The organism is Bifidobacterium sp., assembly GCF_051876855.1.
Lineage (GTDB): Bacteria > Actinomycetota > Actinomycetes > Actinomycetales > Bifidobacteriaceae > Bifidobacterium.
The window spans coordinates 1-1671 of record NZ_JBJEIH010000065.1; the positions used below are offsets into that span (position 1 = coordinate 1).

Consider the following 1671-nt stretch of genomic DNA (forward strand, 5'->3'; position numbering starts at 1 on the left):
CGATGCGGTTCTTGATTTCGAGTGCGCCTTCGAACGGGATGTCGAGTGCCTTGGCAACAGCCTGGGTGATATCGTCCGCACCGGACGGCACGGCTCGCAGTGCGACCGGGTGCCCTTGCGAGAGGACGATGACATCGGTGCTGTTGGAGCCGACGTTGACGACAGCGATGGCCTTGTCGCGTGATTGGTCGCGGAAGACGCGTGCCAGCGAGAACGCGCTGACGTCCACGGACCGTACCGCAAATCCTGCATTCTGGATTGCCGTGGTGGTTTTCTCAACGCCGGTGCGCAAGGTTGCCACGACCATGCCATGGAGCACGGCACCTTGCGCCTGCTCTTCACGGGTGAGCGGCACGAAGTCGATGATGGAATCGTCGACCGGCAGCGCAATGTAGTTCTTGACCTGGAACGGCAGGGTGTCGTGCAGTTCGGCGAGCGGCATTTCCGGGAAGGTCATTTCCCTGTAGACCACACGACGGCTGGTGTAGACGAGCGCGAGATCCTTGGGGAATTTCGCGTTCTTGATAAGCCCCCTGAGCAGGCCGGTCACGGTCTGCGGGTCGACGACTTCACCGTCGACGACCGCGCCGGTCGGCAGGCCGATCGTGCGGTATTGCAGTATCTGCGGCCGTTCCGTGTAGGGATTGGCGATGACGGCCGCGCGAATCGCGTCGTTCGACAGCGACAGTGTCGTGATTGGCTTCATGGCTTCCTCCTTTTCCTTTCTCTTTCCTGTGGACTAGTTAAGCCCGCAAATCGTTAGGTACCAGTTGGCGATTGGCGCGCCGACGTAGATGCCGATCCACGCTCCGATGAGCATGTACGGCCCGAACGGGACTCCGCCTTTCATGTTGATGCGCCTGCGCGCCACCTGGATGAGCGCGAACGCTCCCCCGACAATGAACGCTGCGAACGCCCCGACGATGAGCTGCCTCAAGCCGAGCCACCCGAGGATAAGCCCGACGATGACGGCGAGTTTCGCGTCACCCAGCCCCATGCCATTCGGCCAGATAAAACCGAGCAACACGTAGAAGGCTGCAAGGGCGACAGCGCAGATGACGGCACGCCACAGCGGCGTCCATGAGCCGGCCCCCCATGAGGCGAGGGCGAGCAGGGCGAGTATGAGCAACATGGACGGGTACGTCATGATATCGAGGATGAGTTGCACGTCGATATCAATGAACGCGATGACGATGCTCAGCCATGCGAAGTAGATGGTGACCGGGAGCAGCCACACCGGGTACAGGTGGAAGGCCGGGCCAAGTACGGCGAGCATGGTCATGAACCCGCCGAGCAGCTCGACCAACGGGTATCGCCCGGAGATCGGCTCGTGGCAGTCGCGACATTTGCCGTGCAGCACCAGGTACGAGATGACGGGGATGTTGTCGTGCCAACGAATCGGGGACTTGCAGTTGGGGCAGAAGCTCCGCTTCGGGTTGACCAGGCTGATGCCGTTGGGCACGCGCCAGATGACCACGTTGAGGAACGAACCGATAAAGCACCCGATCACGAACGCGACGACGGCCAGCACCACGGTGGTGACACCGTCGCCGTACGCGCTCGTGTCCAGATGCGGGACACCATAGCCGACCAGAACATCACCGGCGGCAAGGATGGAGGAAGTCAACACTACCAATCACCACTTCCAGTTCGCAGCGTCCACATACTTGC

General features: G+C 61.4%; 2 protein-coding genes. Both read right to left on the minus strand.

The features are described 5' to 3' along the window. Positions 1 to 706 (minus strand): pilus assembly protein PilM (pilM, locus tag ACI38B_RS04655; protein ID WP_439729731.1); only part of this gene is annotated, 706 nt, incomplete at its 3' end. A gap of 33 nt (positions 707 to 739) precedes the next feature. Then, positions 740 to 1630 carry a prepilin peptidase gene (locus ACI38B_RS04660; protein ID WP_439729732.1) on the minus strand — a complete coding sequence of 297 codons (891 nt, stop codon included), beginning with the start codon at positions 1628 to 1630 and terminating at the stop codon, positions 740 to 742. Between the last annotated feature and the right edge of the window lie 41 nt (positions 1631 to 1671).